Raw genomic sequence first — 24143 nt, 5'->3', positions numbered from 1 at the left:
TCCTAGGAAACGCGCAGGATGATCTTGCCGAACACGTCGCGGCCTTCCATGCGCTTCAACGCGGCGTCGATGCCGTCGAAGCCGACCTCGGTGTCGATGACAGGTGCTACCTGTCCCGCCGCCATCTTCTGCATGGCGTTGGCCATGTTCTCCATGCGGCAGCCGAAGGACCCGAGCAGCTTCAGCTGCTGCTGGAACAGCTGCATCAGATTGATCTGCGTCGACACGCCGGAGGTCGAGCCGCAGGTGACCAGGCGGCCGCCGCGCTTGAGGCACAGCATCGAGGCGGCAAAGGTGTCGGCGCCGACATGCTCGAAGACGACGTCGACGCCCTTCTTCCTGGTGAGCTTGCGCACGGCGCCTTCGAAACGGTCGTCGCGGTAGTTGATGACATGGTCGGCGCCGAGCGCCTTGGCCTTGTCGATCTTGTCGTTGGAGCCGACCGTGGTGATGATGGTGCAACCCATGCGCCTGGCCAGCTGGATCGCCGCCGAGCCGATGCCGGAGCCGCCGGCATGGATGAGGATGGTTTCGCCGGGCTGCAGCTTGGCATTGTCGAACAGCATGTGCTCGACGGTGCCGAAGGTGACGGGGGCGACAGCCGCGCCGACATCGGTCACGCCGGGAGGAGCAGGGACCAGCAGGCGCGCCGGCAGGTTGATCTTCTCCTGGGCAAAGCCATCGAGATGGAAGCCGTGGACGCCCGAGACATGTTCGCAGAGATTGTCGCGGCCTTCGCGGCAGGCGCGGCAAAGGCCGCAGGTGCGCGCGCCATAGATCGATACCAATTGTCCGGGCAGCAGGCTGGAGACGCCGGGGCCGACAGCTTCGACCTCGCCGGAGGCTTCGGCGCCGACGACCAGCGGCAGCTTACGCTTGGCGAAGGCCATGCCACGCCAGCCCCAGACGTCGATATGGTTCAGCGCCACCGCCTTGATGCGCAGCGTGACTTCGCCCAATGCGGGGGGCGGCGGGGGCGGCAGGTCCACCGTTTCAAGACGGCGGTCCTCGATAAGTTGCAGTGCGCGCATGGGGCCTGTCAGTTCAGTCTGGCTGAAAAAGGTCGCTTAGACCGGTTCCCGCGCCATGACAAGGCAAGTGTTCTGGCCGCCGAAGCCGAACGAGTTCGACAGAACGCTACGAACCTCGGCATTGCGCTTCTTGTTGGGCACCACGTCGAGCACGATTGCCGGGTCGGGATTGTCGTAGTTGATGGTCGGCGGAATGACGCTTTCGCGCATGGTCATCAGCGAAAACGCCGCTTCGACAGCACCCGCCGCCGACAGCGTGTGGCCGATCATCGACTTGTTGGACGAGACCGGCATCGAGCCGATGCGATCGCCGAACACGGTCGACAGCGACAGATGCTCCATCTTGTCGTTTTCCGGCGTCGAGGTGCCGTGAGCGTTGACGTAGTCGATCTCGTCCTTGCTCAGGCCGGCATCCGCAAGGGCGGCGCGGACTGCTGCGATCGCCGGCGAACCGTCGGGCTTGGAACGGGTGCGATGGAAATCGTCGGCCTTTTCACCGCAGCCGCGCAGGATGCCGAGAACGCTGGCGCCCCGGGCAAGGGCTGCCTCAAGCGATTCCAGCACCAGAGCGCCGGAGCCTTCCGCCAGCACAAAGCCGTCGCGGTCCTTGGAGAAGGGTTTTGACGCCTTTTCAGGGATGTCATTGTGGGTCGACAGCGCCGAGAGCAGCGAAAAGCGGATCAGCGCCTCGGCGGTTGCCGAACCGTCGGCGCCGATCGACAGCGCCCGGTCGCATTCGCCGCGGCGGATCGCTTCGACGCCGAGCTGGATGGCGGTGGCGCCCGAAGCGCAGGCCGTCGACAGCGTGATCGGCAGGCCGCGCGTGCCAAAGCGGTCGGCCAGCCGGTCGGCGATCGCGCCGAACTGCGTGCTTGCGAACGTATCCGTTTCCTTCAGCCCGCGCGCCACCCTGAGCAGCCTTTCGGCGCCGGCGCCTTTGGCGTCGGAATTGTAGAGCGCGAAGCGATCCTGCCAGTCGAGTTCGACCGGCGGCGAGGCGAGGAACAGAGGCCCGCCAAAATCAGAGGAATCGAGGCCGGATTCGGCCGCCGCCTCATTCGCGGCGGTTTCGGCCAGCTCGTAGGTCAGCAGGCTGGCGCCTTTCGAGCTTGAGTCGAGGAAATCGACCATACCGGAGATGCGGGTGTTGAGGTGGTCGACGGGAAAGCGGGTGATCGGGTGGATGCCCGATTTGCCGGAGGTCAGTGCCGCCCAATTGTCTGCCTTGCCGACGCCGAGCGAGGTTACCACGCCGATGCCGGTGACGGCGACGATCGGCCTGCCCATGTGATCTCTGAGATTGGCCATCCGGAACCTCTTAACTTTGCAGCATGATCGCGCAGCGCTGCTTCAAGCAGCGTTGACCAGCGCCATGCCCTCGAATTGGTGATAGCCGATCGCCGTTGCGAGCACGGTTTCGGGAATGCCTTCGAACGGCTTCTCGGCCGCGGCGTCGAATACGGGGTAGGCGGCCTTGCGGTCGACGGCCAGGGCGGCGAGGGCGACCGCGAATGGAAACTGCGCTTCCTTCATATGCCCGGTCAGCGTGGCGAAGCCGCGCGCCGATATCGCCGGATTGGCATCCAGCGCTGACTTTTCGGCTGACGTCGCGGTATGCGCCCCGGAGGCGCCCGACAGGGCCAGCAACTTGCCGTTCGGGAGAGCCGCCTGTTTGAGCAATGCCGCGATCTCGGCGTCAAGCTCGCCGCGCGAGCGCCGGGCGCGGCCTGAGACGACCGGTCCGAGCTCGGCATAGATTTTCCGCCCACGGCTTTGCGCGTGTTCGCGCTGCTCCAGCACCAGGAAGGCGCCACCGGAGCCGGAGACCAGGCCGCCGCCCTCGGCGCCCTGTCTCTGCCAGACCGGCTTCCATGGGCCGCGATGCAGATAGCCGGCCAATTCATAGCCGAGCAGCATGTCGGAATGTTCGGTCTGGAAGGCGCCACCTACCAGTATGTGGGTCGACTGTCCGGAGCGGATGCGCGCGGCGGCGGTCTCGACGGCGGCGACGCCGGCACCTTCCTCGCCCATGAAGGTCCTCGACGATCCCGTCACCTTGTGGACGATGGAGATGTTGCCGGCGAGCAGATTGGAGAGCTGGGCCAGGAAAAGCGTCGGCCGCAATTCGGTGGTCAGTTTCTCGTTGAGCAGCACGTCGCGGTCGTTGCGGCTCTCGGACGCTGCGAGGATGGCGGCATCGACCGCCTCGTCCCGCTCGCCGCCGCCGGCGGCCACCACCATGTCCATCGTCGTGCAGAGATCGTCATTGCCCTTGATGCCGGCGTCATCCAGCGCCATGCCGGCGGCATAGGTGCCCAGCCTCTGCCAGGTTTCCATCTGCCGCTGGTCGCCGCGCTTGGCGATCTGCAGGTTCCAGTCGATCTCCGGCAGCGGATGCACGGTGTAGGGCGCAAAGCGCGCGGATTCGAGCACCGGCTGCAGGCCCGCCTGCGCCAGCTTCTGCCAGTGGGTATCCGGACCCTCTCCCAGCGAGGAGACAAGGCCGATACCGGTGATGACGACGTCGCGAGGGCTGCTCATGAGCGGCTTTGTGGGTCAGGCGGCGCAGCCCGTCAAGGCCGCGCGCCAGCCGATATCAGGCGGTCTTGGCGGCGACCAGCGCGTCGATCTTGGCGCACAGGTTCTTCATGACGAAGTAATCGTCGGTCGAAGCCTTGCCGTCATTGACTTCCTGGGTCCACTTTTCCAGCGGCACCTTGATGCCGAATTCCTTGTCGATGGCAAAGACGATATCGAGGAAATCGAGACTGTCGATGCCGAGATCGTCGATCGTGTGGCTCTCGGGAGTGATGGTATCGATGTCGATCTCGCTGGTGTCGGCAATGATCTTGGCGACTTTGTCGAACGTGGTGGACAAGGGCTCTTCCTTCGGTTGCGGGCGGAATCTGTCCGCATCTGGTTTGGGCGCTGTCTAATCGGTTTTTCCCGGCAGGAAAAGGCCTGATGCGCCGGGCGCAGATGGGATGGCCTTCCCATAAAGACAAGAAGGGCCGCCCGACAAGCCGGCGGCCCTCCCAGTTGGCGTTACGTCAGCTCAGTTTTCACGGAGCTTGACCACTGGCTTTCTCAGAACGTGACGCGGCCGAGCACGCGCAAGCCATCGCCCTGCGGCTCGACCACCACCGCTTCGCCCTCGCGCGGCGAGACGCCGGTCAGCGCGACGATGTTTTCGAGATGCGTGACCATGACCAGATTGTCGGAACCGGTGTAGGCGCGGATTTCCTTCATCACCGCGTCGAGCTGCGCGGCCTTCTCGGTCGGATCGCTCCTCAGGAGGTCGAGCGGCGCAAAAAGCTCCGGCTCCGCCTCGAAGGCGATGCGGGCGGTGTCAAGGCAGCGGCAGTAGCGGCTGGACAGCACCCGCTCGATGGGGGCGGCACGGGCGCCGAACAAGGCGCCGATCTTGCTCGCCTGCTGCTTGCCGCGCGCCGATAGGTTGACCTGGGTGGCGCAGTTGTCGATGACGAAATTGGCGGGGTCGGTGGTGCCGGTGACCAGTGCGTGGCGAAGCAGCACGACATGGCCGCCGTCACGCAGCAGCGCCCAGCCGGCGTCGGTCGCGTGGGCGACGGCGGGAACAGCAAGCAGGAACAGCGACAGCACAAATCGAATCATCGAAACCTTTCCGGGAGCCGGATGCCGCTCCGGTCATTCTGATATAGGGATCGGAAAGCCGGCACAAAGACAAGCGAAAGGCGAACCCTCGGTTCGCTTCACATTTTCGCCATTTGCTTCTTCGCCAGCTCGATCTTCTGATCGGTGAGCGGGATAGGGATTGTGTAGCCGGCTTCGGTGAAGCCCTGCTTGGCGTTCTCGAAGAATTCGATCGCCTTGAGATATTCCGGCTTGCCCGCGCCATAGCTGGCGCGGTTCCAGTGGACGTCGCCGATATTGTTCTGCTCGAAGGCCCACTGCAGCGGCTGACTTTCGCGCGTAAACACCTTCAGCGCCGCCGTGAACGCCGCTTCGGCGTCGTTGAGATATTTGTCGGTCCGCTGGAGATTGCCGAGATTGAGCAGGCTCATACCGATGCCATTTTGAGCGTTGGCCCAGTCGACCGGCGCGGCCTCGATGGTGAGTATTTCGAGCGCTGCCCGCCGCGCCGCAATCGAATCCTGCAGCGTCTTGGCATCGCCATTGCTCATGCTCAACCAGTGCAGCGTCGAGCCCAGGCCGGCCTGGGCCATTGCCCATTGCCGCGGGTTGGTCTCGCGCTTGTACTCGCGCAACGCATTGCCGTAGGCGTCGACCGCCTCGCTGTAATGCTCGGGCTTGTCGGTGACGCCGCCGAGAAGCTGCAGCGTGTTGCCGAGATTGTAGTAGCTCATCGCCCAGTCCTGCGGGAACTTCCGCCTGACATAGACCTGCCGTGCCGCCTGGAAGGCTGCCGCCGACTGTGCCAGCTTGGCCGCATCACGCGTGCGCTGGCCCAGCGTCTGATAGATCGAGCCGAGATTGTTCTGGGCTGACGCCCAGTCCATCGGGAAGCGCTTGCGGGTAAACACCGTCAGAGCGTCGTCATAGGCAGCAGCAGCTTCTTCGAGCGTAGCCGTGCCCATATCGAAGCGGGCGATACCGCTCAGCGCATTGCCCAGGTTGAGGCGGCTGGTCGCCCAGGACACCGGGAAAGTTTCGCGGGTTCGCACTTCCAGCGCGGCGCGAAACGCGTCGGCCGCCTCGTTGATCTTCGCCTTGTCGTTGAGCTGGATGCCAAGCGTTACAAGCGTGTTGCCGAGATTGTTCTCGACCATCGCCCATTCCACGGGTGCTTTCTCGCGTGTGTATTCCTCAAGCGCCAGCCGGTAGGCTGCTTCCGCCTGGGTGAGATGCTCGCCGGCAGGCTCACGCTCGGAGAGTGCATAGAGCGCGAGGCCTAGATTGTTCTGCGAACCGGCCCAGTCCAACGGCAGCTTGTCGCGCGGACGCTTCTCAAGGGTGGCGCGCGTCGCCGCCACCGCTTCATTGAGACGCTGCGGGTCGCTCTCGCGTTCGCCGATCTTCAGAAGCACGTTGGCCAGGTTGTTCTGCGCCGCGGCCCAGTTGCGGTCGTCCTTCTCGCGCTCGAACACCACCAGCGAATCGCGGAAAATCACCGCTGCTTCTTCGAGATGCGCAGTCTCGGTTTCGCGCTCTCCAATGGTCTGCAGCACCACCGCCATGTTGTTGCGGGTGATTGCCCAGTCGCGATTCTGTTCGCCGTTGGGGATGAAGTTCAAGATGGTGCGATAGGCCTCGATGGAGTGCTGCAGCGCATCGAGGTCGCCGGTGGCGTAGCCATGAGCGTTCAACGCCTCGGCCTCCTGGTTCTTGTAGTTCCAGCGCAGCTTTTCGTCCCACTTCTCGACCAGCGAATACGCCTTGGCATAGTCGTTGGCGGCGGATTTGTAGTCGAAGACCAGCGCGGCGGCGTCGGCGCGTTTGGCATAGATGGCGGCGTCGGCGATGCGCTTTTGCCGGAGCAGGTCCTCGGCCTCATCCACCGCACCGCTGTTTTCCTCGATCCGGCCGACCGCGTCGTCGAGGAATTTGCGCGCCGTCACCATGGCGCCCTGGCCGATGGCTTTGTCGGCGGATGCGACGAGGCGACTGATCTCAGGATCGTCGGTGCGCAGCGCGGCGCGCTCGGCCATCATCTTCTTCAGACGCTCGGCCTGGCTGTCCAGCACCTTCTGCAGGTCGTTGGGATCCTCAGGGATCTTTTCCGTGCCGAGCGCCTTGAGCACGCCGTAGAGCGCGTCAAGGGGCACGCCGTCCTGCAGAGAAGCCAACTCCACCTGAGCCCGTTTGGGATCGGGCAGGTCGGAAATGGTCAGCAGCAATTGCCGCCGCTCACCGGTGATCAGCCCGTCGTCGCCGGTCGGTTCCGGCGGCGCGACGCCGAAATACAGCAGCCGGCGCAGACTCTCGCTGACCCAAGGTCGCTGCTTTGCCTTGGTGTCGAGATAGACCTCCTCGGTGACCATGCGCATGACCGAGCCGAATTCCGTGCCTTTCATCGCGGTGAGGTGGCGCAGCAGGGCGGCGGCGTAGGGGCTGTTTTCGCCGGCGGCGCCATCAAGTGCGGGTCGGCCCGGCTCAGCGGCGAAGCCGACCACGGTTCCCAGGCTGGCATTATCCAATGAGGCATCGGCGAGGGCTTTTGCGCCGCGCACCGGTTCCAGCCCGCCGGCGCCGACAGGCTCGGCGGAAGCCGTCGGCCCGCGTCGCACGACCGCGTCCGGCGGAAACGGGTTGGTGCGGCAGGCGTCAAGCAGCACGATCGTCACCGGCACGGCCCTTTTCAGCTCGTCCATGACGGCTGAAATCGGCACCAGCGCCTCACCGGCATTTTTCAGCGACGAGACGTCGGCGTCGACCGGCACCAGATAGTTCTCGCCGCCCGCCTCGATGCCGTGGCCGGAATAATAGATGAAGGCGACGTCGGCGCCTTCGGCGTCCTCGACAAACCGATCGAGATCGCGCTTCAGCTTGGCGGCATCGCGATCGGTGACGTTGCGGGCGTCGAAGCCGAGGTCGGTCAGCATCTTGGCCATGTCGCGGGCGTCGTTGGCCGGGTTGGCAAGGGCTGCGATGTGTTCGTATTTCGACTGGCCGATGATCAGCGCCACGCCCCTGAGACTTTTGGTCTCGGCGGCCTGGGCCTCAGATACGCCAAGGCAAAGCAGTATAGCGACGAAACCCGCCAGCCACCCCTGTCTGACCAGCCACACTTGTCTGACCAGCCACCCCTGTCTGAAATGACGCTGTTTCGGCGTCGCAACCATTCGCTGTGTGTCCGCCCTGATGATCCCAAGCCTGTATAGCGCTGCCACCCGACCATGATCAAATTCAGGCGCCGGGCGGATCGAGGATCAGTTTCTGAAGATCATGGCGATTGCACTGGAATCCGGGCTCGCCTATCCCTGAAAATGTCTCCGCTCACCGAAACCGTTCTTTTCGTCTTCAGCCTCGTCGCGCTCGGCTATGTCACCGGGCTCACCGGCTATCTGAAACCGGCCAGCGGGGACGGCATCTCCGAATTCGCCATCAACGTCGCGATGCCGCTGCTGCTGTTTCGGACGATGGTGAATTCGGATTTCCACGGCGTGGCGCCCTGGTCGCTGTGGGGTGCTTATTTCGCGGCGGTTGCAATGACATGGGCCGCCGGCCATCTGGTGACGACACGGATCTTCGGGCGGGACGCGCGCACCGGCATCGTCGGTGGAGTGTCGTCATCCTTCTCGAATGTGGTGTTGCTGGGCATTCCCTTCGTTCTCGGCGTATTCGGGTCCAGCGGATTCGAAGTGCTGTCGCTGCTCGTTTCCGTGCATCTGCCGACCATGATGATGGCTTCGATCATCATGTTCGAGATATTTGGCCGCGGCGGCAGCGAGCCCGTACACCCGCTGCGCATCATCCAGAGCTTTCTGAGAAGACTGTTCACCAATCCGTTGATCATCGGCATCCTGGCCGGGCTGGCATGGCGCCTCACCGGCGCGCCGCTGCCGAACCTTGCCATGCGACTGGCCGATGCGCTGGCTAACACCGCCGGGCCGGTGGCGCTGTTCGCCATGGGGCTCAGCCTGCGCCGTTTCGGCATTTCCGGTAACATCCGACCGGCGCTGGCGCTGTCGACGCTGAAACTGTTCCTGATGCCGGCGCTGGTGCTCGGCCTGGTCTGGCTGTTTGGCCTGCCGCCCTTGACGGCCAAAGTGGCGGTCGTGGTGGCGGCGCTGCCGTCCGGCATCAATTCCTATCTCATCGCCGTGCAGTTCAACACCGGCCAGGCGCTGGCGTCGAACCAGATGACCATCGCCACGGCAAGCGCGGTTGTTACAACCGCCTTTTGGCTGACGGTGGTGGTGCATGTCTTTGGGTAGGCTTGGTCTTCTGTAAGGCTGGTCTTTGGCAAGGCTGGTCTTTGACAAGGCTGCGGCCCAAACTAATTTACATGTGAATTTTCTCTGGCGTTGGGCTGGCCCAAAGCCTATATGCCATCTTGCAATTGCTTGCCGGGCTTGCCCTAGGTAAAGAGCAGTGGCTTCAGCGTGTCGGCTCCGCCGCCATTGTGCACGCTCGTTCAAGAGATCCAGGAAACCGGCCCGTCAGTGCGCCGAACGGAGGCTAGACCATGCTGCAGAAAACCAGCCATTTCATGCGCCAGGCCAATCTCATCAACGGCGAATGGGTGCAGGCCGACAGCGGCCAGACGGTCGACGTCAACAACCCGGCCACCGGTCTCAAGATCGGCACCGTGCCGAAGTCGGGCAAGGCGGAAACCCGCCGCGCCATCGAAGCCGCAAGCGAAGCCTTCAAGACCTGGCGCAAGACGACCGCGCTCGAGCGCTCGAAGCTGTTGCGCAAGCTGCATGACGCGATGATGGACAATCAGGATGTGCTGGCCGAACTGCTCACCATCGAGCAGGGCAAGTCGCTCGCCGAATCCAAGGGCGAGATCGGTTCGGCCGCCGCCTATATCATGTGGTTTGCCGAGGAAGGCCGCCGCACCTATGGCGATGTCGTGCCATCGCCATGGGGCGATCGCCGCATCCTGGTGACCAAGGAGCCGGTCGGCGTCATTGCCGCCATCACGCCGTGGAATTTCCCCTCCTCGATGCTTGCCCGCAAGCTTGGCCCCGCGCTTGCCGCCGGCTGCACCGCCGTGGTCAAGCCGGCCTCGCAGACGCCGTATTCCGGCCTTGCATGGGGCGCGCTCGCCGAGGAAGTCGGCTTCCCCAAGGGCGTCATCAACATCCTGACGGGTGCTGCCGGCGAAATCGGCGACGAGATCTGCGCCAATCCGCTGGTGTCGAAGATCACCTTCACCGGCTCGACCGAGATCGGCAAGCTGCTGATTCAGAAGTCGTCCGTCACCGTCAAGAAGGTCTCGATGGAACTCGGCGGCAATGCGCCGTTCCTGGTCTTCGACGATGCCGACCTCGATCGCGCCGTCGCCGGCGCCATCACCGCCAAATACCGCAATTCAGGCCAGACCTGCGTGTGCACCAACCGCTTCCTGGTGCAGGCCGGCATCTACGACAAGTTTGTCGAGAAGCTGGCCACTGCCAGCAATGCGCTGAAGGTTGGCTCGGGCCTGGAAGAGGGCGTGCAGCAGGGACCGCTGATCGACGTGAAGGCGGTCGAGAAGGTCGAGGAATTCATCGCCGACGCCACGTCGAAGGGCGGCAAGGTCGTTGCCGGCGGCAAGCGCCACGCGCTTGGCGGCTCATTCTTCCAGCCGACCGTCATCGCCGATGCGAAGCCCGACATGCGCTTCATGAAGGAAGAGATTTTTGGCCCGATCGCCCCGGTGTTCAAGTTCGAGACCGAGGAGGAAGCCATTGCGCTCGCCAACGACACCGAGTTCGGCCTGGCCGCCTATTTCTACACCGGCGACCTCGGCCGCGCCTTCCGGGTCATGGAAGGCCTGAAATACGGCATGGTCGGCGTCAATGAAGGCCTGATCACCACGCCGGAAGCGCCGTTCGGCGGCGTCAAGGAATCGGGCCTCGGCAAGGAAGGCGGACATCAGGGCATCGAGGATTATCTCGACACCAAATATGTCTGCATCGGGGGTCTCGGCCTCTAAATCATTCACGGGCAGGGCAGGCCGCGCGCCTGCCCTTGCCAGACGACATTCAGCCGGACTGGAGCGGTTCAGCGTTTCACGGAAACGCCGAACCGCTCCAGTTCTTTGTTTTTTGCAATTCCGGACGGAAAACCGTTTCACACTTTTCCTGGAATTGCTCTAAGTCGACAGATCGATGAATTAGCATTTGGACATAGCGATGAAGGACGGCGAAGTCTTCGGCACGACGCAGGCAGGCGAATCCGTTCGCCGTTTCACCATCCGGGGCGGCGGCATCAGCGCCAACATCATCGGGCTCGGCGCAATCATCCAGGATCTGCGGCTCGCCGGCCACGATGCGCCGCTGGTGCTGGGCTACGATCGCTTCGAGCCTTACGAGACTGACCGGGCCTTCTTCGGCGCGGTCGTCGGCCGCTATGCCAACCGCATCCGCGACGGCCGCTTCACCATTGCCGGCCAGCGCTACCAGACCGAGCGCAATTTCCTCGGCAAGCACACGCTGCATGGCGGCTCGGAGGGCTTCTTCCACCGGCCGTGGACGGTTTCGCTGCACGGCCGGGATTTTGTCACGCTGACCCTGCACGATCCCGAGGGCACGATGGGCTTTCCCGGCGCGCTCGACGTCACCTGCACCTACCGGCTGAAGATTCCCGGCACGCTCTCGATGGAACTGACCGCCACTTGCGAGGAGCCGACGCTGTGCAATCTGGCGCAGCATTCCTATTTCAATCTCGACGATGGCGGCGCCGGTGACATTCTCGACCACCGGCTGATGCTGAATGCCGGCGCCTATACGCCGATCGATGGCGAGATGATCCCGACCGGCGTGGTCAAACCTGTCGACGGCACGCCCTTCGACTTCCGCCAGGCGCGGCCGCTGCGCATGGAAACGGAAGGCGAGCAGCTTCCCTACGACGTCAATTTTTGCCTGGCGTCAGCCCGGGGCCCGCTTCACCAGGTGGCGTGGGCGCAAGGCGCCAATTCCGGCGTCGAGATGGAGGTCTGGACCACAGAGCCTGGCCTGCAGCTTTACACCGGCCAGTATGTCACGCCGACCTCGGGCGGCCTGGACGGACGGCGCTACAAGGCGTTTTCCGGCTTTTGCCTGGAAGCGCAGACCTGGCCCGACGCGCCAAACCGGCCCTATTTCCCACAGGCCACGCTGTGGCCGGGCCAGATCTATCATCAGGTGACGGAATATCGTTTCAGGCTTCCCTAAGGTCTTAGCCCTCGAAAGCGGTTCTTAGAACCTCGAACGGCGCCAGCGCGCCTCGCACCTGGACGACTGTGGCGGCGACGCGATGCGCGCGCTGCACGGCATCCGCCGGGGCATGGCCGGCCAGCCGGGCGGCGAGATAGCCGCCATTGAAGGAATCGCCGGCGCCGGTGGTGTCGACCGGGGTGGCGACATGCTGGGCCGGAACCGGCTGCAGGGCTCCGCCAGTGGCGATCAGCGCGGGTTCCTCGCCATTCTTGACGACGACTTCGCCGACCAGTTTTCCGAACCGCTCGGCGGTCGCTTGCGGTGCCGAGTCGCCGAACAGCATCTGCTCGTCGGGAAAGGTCGGTAGCGCGATGTCGGCGACGGCAAGCGCGTCGAGGATCGCGGCTTGCGCCTCCTCGCGGCTCTGCCACAGGCGCGGCCGGTAGTTGGGGTCGAAGGCGACGAGCGAACCGGCAGCCCGCGCCTTGGACACTTCCGCCAGCAACGTCTTGCGCGCGGCGGCATCCAGAATTGCCAAAGTGATTCCGGAAAAATACACAAGAGCCTGGTTTTCAAGGCTTTTTGCCAAGGCGGCCGGGTCCGAGGCGAGCCGCCTGGCCGCCGCGTCGCTGCGCCAGTAGGTGAAGGCGCGTTCGGCGCCGGTCAAGGTGATGGCGTAGAGGCCGGGCCGCGCGCCTGGGATGACCGGGCTGGCGCCGATGTCGATGCCGTTTTCGGCGAAGAACGAAATCTGGCCCTGCGAGAAGGGATCGTCGCCGAAGGCCGAGACATAGGTCGCCGGCCGCTCGCCGCTCAGCGCATGCAGCGCCCACAGCGTGTTGAACGTGTCGCCGGCAAAGCCCATGCGCCAGTTCGGCCCGGCCTGGCCGGACAGCTCGAGCATGCATTCACCGATCGAAGCGACGCCGTCTGCTGCCATGTATCTGTCTCCGGATCAGTTCGCTGCTGTAGCTTTTTGCGGCCGGCAGCGCCATGCTTGGCGGCGGCGGTTTTTTGCGCCAGAAGCGTTTTCCCACAGAAGCGGCGGGACGCGAATTGCTTCCCGAGACGTTATGCCCAGAAGAGGAACCGGTTTGGCATCGATATGGCGTTATCTTCTTGCGGGCGTTGGTCTGGCCGGCTTGCTGGCTGGCATATTGGCGATCGTCTATCTGACCGCGCCGCAGTCGGCGCCGGGCCCGGATATTTCGCGCTCGAAGAAGACGGCGAACGGCTTGTTTGTCGCCAGCATTCAGCCGGAACGCGGCGTTATCCGGCAAGGCGAACTGCAATCCTGGTTGCTGACCCTGAAGACGGTCAACGGCGATTCCGTGGAAGGTGCGGCGATCTCGGTGTCCGGCGGCATGCCGCAGCACAATCACGGCTTGCCGACCAGTCCGCAGGCGACCGATTATCTTGGCGAGGGGCGCTACAGGATCGAGGGGCTGAAATTCACCATGAGCGGCGTGTGGCAGTTGCGCTTCGCCATTTCGGCGGCGGCCGGTTCCGACACGGTCGTCTTCAACGTGGTGCTGTGAGCGGATGAACGGCCTGTTGCGCCTTCTGGCATTGGCGGCGGTCGTGCTCGTTGCCGGCTGCGGCAAACCGGATTTTTCCGATGCCGAGAAGAAGACCATCGCTTCGCTGGCGCTGAACACCTTGCCGGCGCTCAAACCCGACACCACCAACCGCTTCGCCGACGTGCCGGCCGCCGCCGCCCTGGGCTCCACTCTGTTCTTCGATCAGGGGATGAGCCGTGACGGGAACGTATCCTGCTCGACCTGCCACAAGATCGACCGGCAATTCCAGGATGACCTGCCGCAATCCGTCGGCGTTGGCCGAACCAACAGGCGCTCGATGCCGCTGGCCGGCATTGCCCGCAATCCGTGGTTCTTCTGGGATGGACGGCGCGACAGCCTGTGGGCGCAGGCGCTGACGCCGCTGGAAAACCCGCTTGAGCAGGCGGGGAACCGCGCGGCCTTCGCGCATTACATCCAGAAGCGGTTCGGCGAGCGCTATGAGCGCATCTTCGGGCCACTGCCGGATCTTTCCGCCGTGCCGGCCAACGCCAGCCCGCTCGGCAATGAGGCCGAGCAGGCGGCGTGGAAGGCAATGACCGCGGCGCAAATGGACGACGTCAACCGCGTCTTTTCCAACATCGGCAAGGCGATCGCCGCCTTCGAACGGTCGATCGAACCGGCACAGACGCGCTTTGACCGCTTTGCCATCGATCTTGCGTCAGGCGCCAAGCCGAAAGCCGACGATGCCTTTTCGCAGGAGGAGATGCTCGGGCTGAAACTGTTCATCGGCAAGGCCAATTGCGTCACCTGCCATAACGGCCCGCGCTTCACCGACAACGCTTTCCACAACACCGGCGTGCGGCCGGTCAGGGATTTGCCATTGGATCGCGGCCGTTTCGATGCGGTGGCCCAGGTTCAGGCCGACCCATTCAACTGCTTCGGCGCCTTCCGCGATGGCGACGCCGGCGCCTGCGGAGAACTGCGCTTCATCGTCAAGGCAGCACCCGAACTGATGCGTGCCTACAAGACGCCGTCGCTGCGGGGCGCGGCGACACGGCCGCCCTATATGCATGCCGGACAGTTCTCCACGCTGGAGGAGGTGGTGGCGCACTACGCGAAGGCGGAGGCGGCCGTTGAAGGCACCTCCGAAGTGCACCCGTTGCAACTGTCGGACCGCGAACGCGCGGCGCTGGTGGCGTTTTTGAAGACGCTGTCGGAGTGAGCTAGCGATCCTTCACCGTCTCCATCGCCACGAAGGTCGAGGTCTGGGCGACGTGGGGGAGCGCCGAGATGCGCTCACCGAGAACACGGCGATAGGCGGCGATGTCGGTGGTACGGACTTTCAGGAGATAATCGAAGCTCGACGCCATCATGTGGCACTGCTCGATCTCCGGCACGGCCTGCACCGCGCGATTGAAAGCATCGAGCGCGGCCGAGCGTGTGTCCGACAATTTGACCTGGACGAAGGCGACATGACCTTCGCCCATGCGCTCGCGATCGATGATCGCCTGATAGCCCCTGATATAGCCGTCCTTCTCCAGGCGCTTCACCCGCGCCTGCACCGGCGTCTTCGACAGGCCGACCTTGCCGGCCAGTTCCGACATGGACAGCCGCCCGTCGCGCGCCAGCGCCGACAGGATGTTTCTGTCGATGCGGTCCAATTGGTCTCCTGTCACGGATATCACAGTCCATCTGATAACAATTTAGCCGCATGATAGACCGCTCGGCCTGCCATGTCGATTTCTTTGGACCGGCCGAAAATGCGGCTCTGTGCTAGCTTGCGCCATTCGGTCCGGCGACCGCCGGCCCGCTCCCAGATGCTTGCTCCGCAGGACCGCCATGCCGCTCGACACCATCCGCCAGCAGATCCGCGCCAACTACCTGCCCGACGAAGACGCGGCTGTGAAGCGCCTGGCTGCCGCGACAGAACTTTCGGCCGATGACCGCAAAGCCGTCTCGGCCCGTGCCGCGGATCTGGTGCGCGCGGTGCGCGGCTCGTCCGACCCGCGGCTGATGGAGGTTTTTCTCTCGGCCTACGGCCTCTCCACCAAGGAAGGAGTGGCGCTCATGTGCCTGGCCGAGGCACTGCTGCGCGTGCCTGACACCGAGACCATGGACGACCTGATCGCCGACAAGATCGCACCGCATGACTGGTCGGCGCATTCGGGCGGTTCGAGCTCGATCTTCGTCAACGCCTCGACCTGGGCGCTGATGCTGACCGGCCGTGTGCTCGACGAAGGCGAGGGCGGCATTGAAGGCACGCTGCGCTCGATGGTTCGCCGGCTGGGCGAACCGGTGATCCGCAAGGCGGTCGCCGCCGCCATGCGCGAAATGGGCGAGCAGTTCGTGCTCGGCCGCACCATTGCGGAAGCCGTCAAGCGCGGCAAGTCGATGATCCAGAAAGGTTATCTCTATTCCTTCGACATGCTGGGCGAGGCCGCCCGCACCGAGGCCGATGCGCTGCGCTACCTCAAGGCCTATGCCGACGCGATCTCCTCGCTGGATTCAGGCTCCAACGGTCCCGATATCCGCCAGAACCACGGCATCTCGGTCAAACTGTCGGCGCTGCATCCGCGCTATGAAGAGGCACAGAAGGAAAAGATGCTGCCGGTGATGGCCGAGCGGCTGCTGTCGCTGGCGCTGGCCGCACGCCATTCGCGCATGGGCCTCAACATCGACGCCGAGGAGGCCGACCGGCTCGACCTGTCGCTCGATGTCATCGAGCGCGTGCTGGCTGAGCCGGAGCTTGCCGGCTGGAACGGCTTTGGCGTCGTCGTCCAGGCCTACGGCCCGCGCGCGGCCTTCACAATCGACTGGCTCTATGCGCTGGCGAAAAAGTACGACCGCAACATCATGGTGCGGCTGGTCAAGGGCGCCTATTGGGACACCGAGATCAAGCGGGCGCAGACGCTGGGGCTTTCCGGCTACCCCGTCTTCACCCGCAAGGCCAACACCGATGTTTCCTATATGGCCTGCGCTAGGAAGCTGCTTGGCATGACCGACCGTATCTATCCGCAATTCGCCACGCACAATGCCCATACCGTCGCCGCCATCCTGTCGATGGCTGACAACCGTGACGCTTTCGAATTCCAGCGCCTGCACGGCATGGGCGAAGCGCTGCATGAGACGGTGCGCCGGGCCGAAGGCACGCGCTGCCGCATCTATGCGCCGGTCGGCGCGCACTCCGACCTCTTGGCCTATCTGGTTCGCCGCCTGCTGGAGAATGGCGCCAACTCCTCCTTCGTCCATCAGCTCACCGACGAGGACGTCGAGCCGGAGGATATTGCGCGCGATCCGCTCGAGACGGTCGAGAGCCAGGGCCCCGCCGCCAATCCGGCAATCGCTCGTCCTGCGACGATCTTCGGCGCTGGTCGGCGCAACTCGAAGGGGTTCGACATCACCGATCCGGTGACGCTGGCGGCGATCGACAAGGCCAAGGCGGCCTTTGCCGGGCCCGAGCGCTGGCATGCCAAGCCGATGACGCGCGCCGCCGGCTACGGCAAGCAGCGCCCGGTGGTCAATCCGGCAAAGCCTGCCGAGATCGTCGGCACGGTCGCCGAAGCCGCTGCCAAGCAGGTCGCGACCGCGGTGCGCTTTGCTGTGGAAGCGCAGCCGTCCTGGGCGAAGCGTCCCGTTGCCGAGCGCGCCGCCATCCTCAACCGCGCCGCCGACCTCTATGAGGCCAATGCGGTCGAGTTTTTCGCGCTGGCTACAAGGGAAGCCGGCAAGTCGCTGGCCGACGGCGTGGCTGAAGTGCGCGAAGCCGTCGACTTCCTGCGCTACTACGCTGCCGAAGCGGCCAACAACGAAGCGGGCACCGAGGCGCGCGGCGCGATCGTGTGCATTTCGCCGTGGAATTTCCCGCTCGCCATCTTCACCGGCCAGATCGCGGCAGCGCTCGTCACCGGCAATTCGGTCATCGCCAAGCCAGCCGAACAGACCCCGCTGATCGCCTTCCGCGCCGTCGAGCTGCTGCGCGAGGCCGGCGTTCCGGAAGATGTCATCCAGCTTCTGCCGGGCGACGGTCCGGCGGTCGGCGGACCGCTAACTGCGGATCCGCGCATTGCCGGCGTATGCTTCACCGGCTCGACCGAGGTTGCAAAGCTGATCGAGAAGCAACTGGCCGAGACAGCCGCGCCCGACGCCATGCTGATCGCGGAGACCGGCGGTCTCAATGCCATGATCGTCGATTCCACAGCACTGCCCGAACAGGCGGTGCGCGACATTCTGGCATCCGCCTTCCAGAGTGCGGGTCAGCGCTGTTCGGCGCTGCGCGTGCTCTACGTGCAGAAGGATGTCGAGAAGAAGATGCTGGAGATGCTGAAGGGCGCCATGGAAGCGCTCACCATCGGCGATCCCTGGCAGATTTCGACCGATGTCGGGCCGGTCATCGATGACGAGGCGCAGGAATCGATCCGCGAGTATTGCACCAAGATGGGGCTGCAGGGCCGGTTGATTGCCAAACTCGAAGCACCGAAGGACGGCCGCTTCGTTGCGCCGCATGTGTTCCGGGTCAAAGGCATCGAGGAGATGGAGCGCGAAGTGTTCGGCCCGGTGCTGCATGTCGCCAGCTTCGACGCCGACGGGATCGACGCCGTCATCGCCGCCATCAACCGCAAGGGCTATGGCCTGACCTTCGGCCTGCACACCCGCATAGAAGGCCGCGCCCAGCATTTCGTCGACGGCATCCATGCCGGCAACATCTATGTCAACCGCAACCAGATCGGCGCCGTCGTCGGTTCGCAGCCCTTTGGCGGCGAGGGGCTTTCGGGCACCGGGCCGAAGGCCGGCGGGCCGCATTATCTCCGGCGGTTCCGCAAAGGGCCGGAGGCGGGCACGGAGATTGCCGAGGGCCACAAGGTGACTGCGACCGAACTCGCCGACAATCTGCCCGATCCGACGCTTGGCGGCTGGTCGACGCGGCCGGATCGCATCGCCATCTTGAGAAAGCATTTGCGTGGCAAGGGCGCTGCAGCCATCGGCGCTGCAGCCGCCATCGATTTCGGCCAGGTCGACCTGCCCGGACCGACCGGCGAGGCCAACACGCTGTCGCTGTCGCCGCGCGGCCGGGTGCTGTGCCTCGGTCCGGACGCCGAAACGCTGCTTGCCCAGACGATCCAGGCGCTGGCCGCCGGCAATGCGGTGCTGGCCGTGGCGCCGGGCGCGCCGGCGGCACTGTCGGCGCTGACCGGCAAGGGGTTGCCGCTGGCGGCCATAGACGGTCGGCCAGACCCAGTCGAAGCGCGTTCGCTGCGCGTCGATGTCGTCGCCTTCTCGGGCAGGCCCGAGGCGGCGCGGATCGTGCGCAAGGTCATTGCCGACCGCAGCGGGCCGATCGTGCCGCTGGTCAGCGAGGTGCTCAACCCGGCGGCCTATGCGCATGAACGCGCTGTCTGCGTCGACACCACGGCTGCCGGCGGCAATGCCAGCCTGCTTGCGGCGGCCTAGGGGGCTTTTCGCGGCTCGCTTGCCTGCGTCGGGTTGCAAGGGTATGCGCAAGGGACAGAGAGCAACTCGAGCGGGGCAGCCGAACAGATGGAAGACACGTCCCGACCGTTTGAGCTGCCGCGCGTGGCGGTGGTCATCACTTGCTTCAACTATCGGCCGTACGTCGAACAGGCGATCCGCTCGGTGCTTGCGCAGACCTACCGGAATTGGGAATGCGTCATCGTCGACGATGCCTCGACGGACGGCTCGGCCGACCAAGTCCGCCAGCTCCTAAGGGATATAGACGACCCGCGCCTGCGCCTGATGGCGCGCACGGAGAATGGTGGGCAGATCGCGGGATTCCGCGACGGCTTTGCCGCAACCGCCGCGCCTTTCGTCGCGTTTCTGGATTCCGATGACGTGTGGCTGCCGGATTTTCTCCTCGCGCATCTGTCCGCCCATCTCAACACGACGCATTCGGCCGCTCTCTCGAGTTCCGATGTGTTCCTTGTCGATGGCGACGGCACGTTGCTGGGCGGCACCTTCCTTGCCTTGCGCAAACCGCGCTCCGGAGCGGATCGCAGCGGCGTCGCCATCGCGCCCGGTGGCTGGCTTGCCGGCATGGCGCCTGGGATCGCCTACGCATCGGAGCATCCGGTAACCTATTTCGCACCTGCGGTGACGGGCTGGCTGTGGTCGCAATGCTCGGCGATCATGTACCGGCGTGGCGCGCTGGAACCGGTATTGTCCTTCCCGTTCAAGGCCAAGGTCGGGACGGATTATCTGACGGCGACACTCGCGCACCAGGCCGGCGGCAGCCTCATCCTGTCAGAAGGTCTCGGGCTCTATCGCCTGCATGGCTCCAACCTGTCCACCGGAACTGCCTTTGCTGGCGGCAATGTGCGGCAAACGCCTGCATACAGGAGCTACAGGAGCGTGTTGGCGGCGGATGCCGCAGACTATTTGCTGGCGAATTCTGCCTGGCTCAGCGATCTCAACGGGCGCAATTTCATACCTGCATTCCTGACGCAGCATGTGAGCCAGTTCCCGGAGTTGGCCGGTGATCCGCGGTTGGCGCGCTACCTGACACGCGGACAGCCCTGGCGGCGGCTGCGCCTGCACATTGCCCAGTGGCTTCGGCGACTGGGCGGCCGGAATTCAACCGGAACCTGACGGCATCTGCCCGTCGTCAGATCTCGTCGACGGGTGAAATCTCAATCAGGCCCCTTCGACGACCGAAAAGCCTTCGAACTGCGGATGGCCGAGATAATGCACCTTCGAGGTGCCGGTGTTGCGATGGGCGGCGCGAAAATTCTCGGATTTGGTCCAGGCGGCGAAATCCTCATGGCTTGCCCACACCGTGTGCGAGGCAAACAGCGTGTAACCCTCGGCCTCGTTGACCGGGCCGCGCAGCAAGTGGAATTCCCTGAAGCCTTTCATCTCCGAGAGGCTCGAATCGCGGTTCTTCCAGACATCCTCGAAGGCGGTCTCGGAGCCGTTCTGGACCTTGAAGCGGTTCATGGCGATGTACATTGAGCTTCCTCTTGAATTGGTGGACGATGACATTTGGCGAAGGTCTACGAGCTGTTTAAAACGGACCGATCCGCGCCCTGAACACCCAACTTGATAATCCGGTCTCGGGAGGAATGGGCGGGAACGGGGCTTGCTGGCGCACCAGTTTCAAAGCGAATTGGTCTAGCTCGGCAGACCCTGAACTTTCGACAAGCTGCAAGTCGCTGACGCTGCCGTCAGCCATGACGACGAAATAGACCCTGGCATTGTTGCGAGCCTTGGCTTGAATTTCCTTCGAAACGCGCCGGTTAGCGCGGGCAAGCTTCTTTTGAATTTCACCGCCGTAACGAGATTCCATCGCATTGCCAGCCGCGTCCTGGTTTTTACCCTTGCTGGCAACCGCCGGTGCGTCGCGTTCTTCGCCATCTGCCGCACCGCGGGTATCTCCAGATCCGGCTGGAGGGGTCGGCCGCGGGCTCGGGACTGGTGGTTTGGCAGCAGGCAAATCAACGGCGGGCTCGTCGGCGGGCGGTGCCTCTGAACTTTGCGTTTGAACCCCTGGCGGAGTCGACGTCTCAGCGCTTGGGGCGACAGTTTGATCATTCGGGATGGCGGCCGTCAGTGTATCTGGCGCGGCGGTCGCCTGTTCGGCGGCTTCCGGCGCAGGCTTGGGCGCCGCCGGCTCCTTTACCGGTTGAGGCGCCTCGGTCGGCGGCACGGGTCGAACGGCCTCGGGCTTGGCCGGCTGCGGATCGGTTACCAGGGTAACATCGACCGCGTCGGGAGCCTGGCTGTCCAAGGCGCTGCCGACCACCTCGGCGCCCGATTGGTCGGTGCCTTCGGATTGTATCGCGTTACTGGAATCGAATGTCCCTGCGGGTCCGATGAAGAACGCCGCTGCGGCAGCGGCATGGAGCAGGCAGGACGCGACGATCGCCACAGTCCATTTGCGGTCCGCGGCCGCCGGCTGTACGAGCTCGTCCATTGTTATCGCCGGTTCGTTGCCGGCGTCGGGGAGGGGGGTGATGTCCTGCATGGTTCGCGGCGAGACCTGCCGCGAGCGCGGCGGGATTGTCAAATCAAGATCGGTTGCCGGCCATAACGGCGGAGCTGCGACGGGTCGTGTCGCATTGTCGTGCAGGAAGGCGGGATGCAGACCCACCTCAAACGCCGAATGCGATACCGGACTTGGTCTGCGTCTTCATGCCGCGCATGCAGGCGCCCGGTTCGACGCCGGCGCATTCGGTGGCGCTGTTGATCAGCACGCGGCTGAGTTTGGTGCAGTCGGTGCCGGCGAGGTCGAAGCGGATCACCTTGGTCTTGCCGGCCGGCAGGTCCTTGAAGTCGAGCACGCTCAGGCGGTCGACAATGCCGGCCTCGTTGAACAGCGCGATTTCGAATGCCGCCTTGGAAAGATCGGCGCCGAGCGCATTGTTGACGACGAAGGTCAGGCGGCAACCCTTTTCGGAGGGCTGCGCGGCATTGAGCTCGAGGCTGAGTTGCGGAGCCGGCGCGGACTGAGCCCACGCCGGCATCAAGCCAAGCGACATCGCCAGCGTCGAGGTCAGGAGCCGAAGCGATGCCGTCAAACTTGTCATGGGTGTCAGCCTCCAAAGCGCATGGTTGCGGCCAGCTTCAGCGTGATGCCGGGTTCATAGATGACGGCGGTGGTGCCGCCGTTCAGCGGGTTGGTATATTTGACGTCGAACAAATTGTCGGCGCGGAAGTCCACCTTCAGATTGTCGGTGGCCTGGTAACTGGCGAAGGCGTTGACCAGAGTATAATCCTTGGCCACGGGGTTGCCCTTCGGCTTGCCGTTGTACTGCACCTCGCCGCCGACGGTCAGCTTGTCCTGAAGGAAGCGGAAGCCGAGCTGCCCGGTGACCTGCGAGGACGGGATGGTGGCAAGGTCGGCCCGCTCGCCTTCATCGGAGATGGTGTGGCCGTTGATGATCGAGGCCGACAGCCCGGCATAACCCCAGGCGGCATCGTAGACGCTTTCCAGTTCGAAGCCGTTGATCCTGGCCTGGGCGACGTTCTGGTACTGGAAGCAGATCGGAATGCCGGGGCCGAACGGGCAGCCGCTGGTCGGGTCGAATGGCGACAACGTGACGCCTTCGATGTAATCGTCGACATCGTTGTGGAAGTAGCCGGCCTTGAGCCGGAACGCGTCGCCGGCCTCGATAAGGTCGTTCAGCTTGTAGTTGACGCCGAATTCGGTGGTCTTGCCGGTTTCGGGTTGCAGGTTGGGGTTGGGCAGGAACGGGAAGGTGACGCCTGCCGGATGGTTGCCGCTGATCAGCGTTTCGGTCAGCGACGGCGAGCGGTAGCCTTCGGCGTAGGTGCCATAGAACTGCAGGCCCGCCAGGCTGGCGCTTTCGAAGGGCGTGACACCAACGGTGATGCGCGGCGACAGACGATCACCTGACGTTCCATTGTCGGAATCCTCCAGGCTGTAATTGTCGTAACGCAGCCCGGCAATGACCTCGAGCCAGTCCCAGGTGAGCTTGTCCTGGATGTAGGCGCCCGAAACACTACGCTTGCCCGATGGGGTGTAGAAGCTGTCGCCGCCGGCGGTGCCGCCGGTCTCGACATCGTCACCCACCCAGTCGCCGCCATAGGTCAATTCGTGCGCAACACCGGCTGTTTCGAAGCGCGACGTGTTCCAGATGTCGACGCCGGCCGTGCCAACGTCGAAGGTCGAGGTCGAACCGACGGGCAGCAGCACGGGAAGGCCGGTCGACGGATCGAAGCGGTTCTGCGGGACCAGCGTGGTGAGGTCGAGATTGGTCTTGTTGTAGGAGGCGTTGATGTGGAGGTCGAGCCAGCTCTTGGCGTCGTCAGTGATGTTGTAGCGGGCGGTGAAGGTGTTCGACTTCAGGTCGACGTCGTTGGCCGGCACGCCGCCGCTGGTTTCCGTCCAGCCGTCGCTCGAGCCGACCCAGCCGAGCTTCAATTCGCTGTTCTCGCTCGGGCGGATTGTGGTCTTGAGCAGGCCGCTCAGCACGTCGAAACCGGTACCGGCGACGGTGTCGCCGCTGCCATTCTTGTAGTCGCCGTAGTCGCGGTAGACGATGTTGCCCAGCACATCCAAATCGTCGTTGAATTTGTAGGCGCCGCTGGCGCTGGCGGTCCAGCCCTTGCCGTTGCTTTCATAGCGCCCGGTGACGGAGCCGGCCCAGGTTTCGCCCGATCTGAGGAAATCCACCGCATCCTTGGTGTCGAAGAAGACGACGCCGCCAATGGCGCCGGAGCCGTAGGTGTTGGCGGTCGGTCCGCGAATGACGTCAACGGATTTGATGAGCTCGGGATCGACATAGAAGGTCGACTGCGTGCCGTGGTCTGAGCGCTGGAAATTCTGCCTGGCGCCGTCGACGATGACGGCGACGCGACCGAAATCCTGCAGGCCGCGGATGTTGATGCTGGAGCTGACGCGTCGCGCATCGGCCTGCACGGCGACACCAGGCACACCGAGCAGCATTTCGTTCGGCGTCGTCGCCATGCGGCGGTCGAGCTGTTCCTGGTCGACATGGCTGGCTGAGGCCAGCGATTCGATTGCCGTCTCGCCGGTGCGGCTGATGACGAGGATCTTGTCCAGCAGGGTCGCGCCGGCGGGCGCCGGCTTGGTGTCTTCGGTTTTCCTGGTCTGGTCGGCCTGGTCAGCGGCCGGCTGAGCAGCCTGCTGAGCGCTGGCCGGCGATGTCAGCAGCGCGATCGTCGCTGCCCCCGCAAGCAAGGCCACCTTTGCCATAGACCGATGCACCGGACCGGTGCTCGCCAGACCCAGTCGTCCAGAATTTCCCAAGCCCATGCCCCAACTCCAAATTCCAGGTTCGACGCTGGCTGGCTTGGCGCTCGCT

General features: G+C 64.3%; 19 protein-coding genes. 7 read left to right on the top strand and 12 right to left on the bottom strand.

The features are described 5' to 3' along the window. Positions 1-2: 2 nt before the first annotated feature. The 6 genes from NLY44_RS10765 to NLY44_RS10740 form a co-directional block, all read right to left on the bottom strand. Positions 3-1031, bottom strand: a complete 1029-nt coding sequence (locus NLY44_RS10765) for a zinc-binding dehydrogenase (RefSeq protein ID WP_023805449.1) — start codon at positions 1029-1031, stop codon at positions 3-5. Positions 1032-1067: 36 nt separating this feature from the next. Then, positions 1068-2339, bottom strand: a complete 1272-nt coding sequence (locus NLY44_RS10760; RefSeq protein WP_023805448.1) for a beta-ketoacyl-ACP synthase — start codon at positions 2337-2339, stop codon at positions 1068-1070. A 42-nt stretch (positions 2340-2381) separates the two neighbouring features. Further along, positions 2382-3572 carry a beta-ketoacyl-ACP synthase gene (locus NLY44_RS10755; protein ID WP_023805447.1) on the bottom strand — a complete coding sequence of 397 codons (1191 nt, stop codon included), beginning with the start codon at positions 3570-3572 and terminating at the stop codon, positions 2382-2384. Between the two features lie 55 nt (positions 3573-3627). Next, entirely contained in the window at positions 3628-3909 is a 282-nt protein-coding gene (locus NLY44_RS10750) for an acyl carrier protein (protein ID WP_010909964.1), read from the bottom strand. 209 nt (positions 3910-4118) lie between these two features. Beyond that, the gene (locus NLY44_RS10745) at positions 4119-4667 is read right to left on the bottom strand and encodes a histidine phosphatase family protein (protein ID WP_023670442.1); all 549 of its coding nucleotides are present in this window, start codon (positions 4665-4667) and stop codon (positions 4119-4121) included. Positions 4668-4765: 98 nt separating this feature from the next. Beyond that, positions 4766-7762 (bottom strand): caspase family protein, encoded by a 2997-nt coding sequence (locus tag NLY44_RS10740; RefSeq protein WP_023805446.1) that lies wholly within the window; start codon positions 7760-7762, stop codon positions 4766-4768. Positions 7763-7960: 198 nt separating this feature from the next. Here NLY44_RS10740 and NLY44_RS10735 point away from each other — a divergent pair, with 198 nt between their 5' ends. From NLY44_RS10735 to NLY44_RS10725, 3 genes are all read left to right on the top strand, one after another. After that, positions 7961-8911, top strand: coding sequence for an AEC family transporter (locus tag NLY44_RS10735; RefSeq protein ID WP_023681741.1), 951 nt, complete (start codon positions 7961-7963; stop codon positions 8909-8911). A gap of 251 nt (positions 8912-9162) precedes the next feature. Continuing rightward, positions 9163-10620: an NAD-dependent succinate-semialdehyde dehydrogenase gene (locus tag NLY44_RS10730; RefSeq protein WP_023707861.1), complete on the top strand. Its 1458-nt coding sequence runs from the start codon at positions 9163-9165 to the stop codon at positions 10618-10620. Positions 10621-10813: 193 nt separating this feature from the next. Beyond that, positions 10814-11839: an aldose epimerase family protein gene (locus tag NLY44_RS10725; RefSeq protein WP_023805445.1), complete on the top strand. Its 1026-nt coding sequence runs from the start codon at positions 10814-10816 to the stop codon at positions 11837-11839. Positions 11840-11843: 4 nt separating this feature from the next. On the opposite strand, the gene NLY44_RS10720 is transcribed toward NLY44_RS10725, so the two are convergent. After that, positions 11844-12764: a sugar kinase gene (locus tag NLY44_RS10720; RefSeq protein WP_023805444.1), complete on the bottom strand. Its 921-nt coding sequence runs from the start codon at positions 12762-12764 to the stop codon at positions 11844-11846. On the opposite strand from NLY44_RS10720, the gene NLY44_RS10715 reads away from it, so the two are divergent. After that, on the top strand, positions 12688-13362 hold the full coding sequence (locus tag NLY44_RS10715) for a FixH family protein (protein WP_245260578.1): 675 nt from the start codon (positions 12688-12690) through the stop codon (positions 13360-13362). The two genes, NLY44_RS10720 and NLY44_RS10715, sit on opposite strands and share 77 nt — an antisense overlap. 4 nt (positions 13363-13366) lie before the next feature. Continuing rightward, positions 13367-14566 carry a cytochrome-c peroxidase gene (locus tag NLY44_RS10710; RefSeq protein ID WP_023696486.1) on the top strand — a complete coding sequence of 400 codons (1200 nt, stop codon included), beginning with the start codon at positions 13367-13369 and terminating at the stop codon, positions 14564-14566. Between the two features lies 1 nt (position 14567). Here NLY44_RS10710 and NLY44_RS10705 read toward each other — a convergent pair whose 3' ends face one another. Beyond that, positions 14568-15020, bottom strand: a complete 453-nt coding sequence (locus tag NLY44_RS10705) for an Lrp/AsnC family transcriptional regulator (RefSeq protein WP_023688158.1) — start codon at positions 15018-15020, stop codon at positions 14568-14570. A 163-nt stretch (positions 15021-15183) separates the two neighbouring features. Here NLY44_RS10705 and putA point away from each other — a divergent pair, with 163 nt between their 5' ends. Both putA and NLY44_RS10695 read left to right on the top strand, forming a co-directional pair. Then, positions 15184-18792 (top strand): bifunctional proline dehydrogenase/L-glutamate gamma-semialdehyde dehydrogenase PutA, encoded by a 3609-nt coding sequence (gene putA, locus NLY44_RS10700; RefSeq protein ID WP_023805443.1) that lies wholly within the window; start codon positions 15184-15186, stop codon positions 18790-18792. 87 nt (positions 18793-18879) lie between these two features. Then, the gene (locus tag NLY44_RS10695; protein ID WP_023805442.1) at positions 18880-19944 is read left to right on the top strand and encodes a glycosyltransferase; all 1065 of its coding nucleotides are present in this window, start codon (positions 18880-18882) and stop codon (positions 19942-19944) included. Positions 19945-19989: 45 nt separating this feature from the next. Here NLY44_RS10695 and hmuQ read toward each other — a convergent pair whose 3' ends face one another. From hmuQ to NLY44_RS10675, 4 genes are all read right to left on the bottom strand, one after another. Further along, entirely contained in the window at positions 19990-20304 is a 315-nt protein-coding gene (gene hmuQ, locus NLY44_RS10690) for a heme-degrading protein HmuQ (protein WP_023741549.1), read from the bottom strand. Between the two features lie 55 nt (positions 20305-20359). Beyond that, positions 20360-21319 carry an energy transducer TonB family protein gene (locus tag NLY44_RS10685; protein WP_023805441.1) on the bottom strand — a complete coding sequence of 320 codons (960 nt, stop codon included), beginning with the start codon at positions 21317-21319 and terminating at the stop codon, positions 20360-20362. 127 nt (positions 21320-21446) lie between these two features. Further along, positions 21447-21881, bottom strand: a complete 435-nt coding sequence (locus NLY44_RS10680) for a hypothetical protein (protein ID WP_023805440.1) — start codon at positions 21879-21881, stop codon at positions 21447-21449. Positions 21882-21886: 5 nt separating this feature from the next. Next, positions 21887-24034: a TonB-dependent hemoglobin/transferrin/lactoferrin family receptor gene (locus NLY44_RS10675; RefSeq protein WP_084012998.1), complete on the bottom strand. Its 2148-nt coding sequence runs from the start codon at positions 24032-24034 to the stop codon at positions 21887-21889. Positions 24035-24143: the final 109 nt, after the last annotated feature.

Source organism: Mesorhizobium sp. C089B, assembly GCF_030323125.1.
In the GTDB taxonomy this organism is placed as follows: domain Bacteria; phylum Pseudomonadota; class Alphaproteobacteria; order Rhizobiales; family Rhizobiaceae; genus Mesorhizobium.
The sequence above is the reverse complement of the archived record's forward strand: the minus strand, read 5'-3'. Positions and strand labels throughout refer to the sequence as shown.